The organism is Scytonema millei VB511283 (assembly GCF_000817735.3).
Lineage (GTDB): Bacteria > Cyanobacteriota > Cyanobacteriia > Cyanobacteriales > Chroococcidiopsidaceae > Chroococcidiopsis > Chroococcidiopsis millei_B.
On record NZ_JTJC03000001.1, the window covers coordinates 318,718 to 319,509 of the forward strand.

The window sequence follows — 792 nt, forward strand, 5'->3', positions numbered from 1 at the left end:
CCCAATATGAATTTCTGAGTGACATGATTCCAGAGCCTAAACTAGGTGGTCGTCCCCGTACAGTCAATATGTGGGAGATTTTCAACGCAATTTTCTATGTGTTGTGCGAAGGGGTACAATGGCGAGCACTACCGAGTGACTTTCCAGCATGGCAGACTGTATACACTTATTTCCGTAACTGGCGCATTGATGGGACATGGTTGAAGCTTCACGACAGCCTGCGAGAGTGGTTCAGAATCGAGCAGCAGCGTCATCCCAGTCCATCAGAAGCGATTATCGATAGCCAAAGTGTGAAAAGCACCGCGATGGTACATGAAGCGGTGGGCTATGATGCGGGCAAACAAATCAAAGGACGCAAGCGGTTTATGAGTGTCGATACTTTGGGGTTAGTATTGCGGGTATTGGTCACAGCCGCCAGTGTTGGAGAACGAGAGGGAGGTAAACAAGTACTCCAGAAGGTAAAACAGATGGGTAAAAAGGTGTCCCGTTTGACAACCATTTGGGTCGATGGCGGCTTTGACGGTACATCGTTCATGATGTGGGTGATGGACTTCTGCCGTTGGATTGTGCAAGTGGTGCTGCGACCAGAACAAACTAAGGGTTTCGTGTTGCTCAAAAAACGTTGGGTGGTGGAGCGCACTTTCGGCTGGCTAATGGGGTGTCGGCGATTAGTCAGAGACTATGAATTATTGCCCCAAACCTCCGAGACTTTTATCTACCTTGCCATGATCCGTATCATGGTTAGGCGGCTGGCATAAAATCTCACCCTTCAAAACTTTTCAAACATCCTCT

General features: G+C 48.5%; 1 protein-coding gene. It reads left to right on the forward strand.

Features of this window, described 5'->3' with window-relative positions:
• On the forward strand, window positions 1-758 hold a 758-nt coding region (locus tag QH73_RS01430; RefSeq protein WP_132866748.1), incomplete at its 5' end, for an IS5 family transposase.
• Window positions 759-792: the final 34 nt, after the last annotated feature.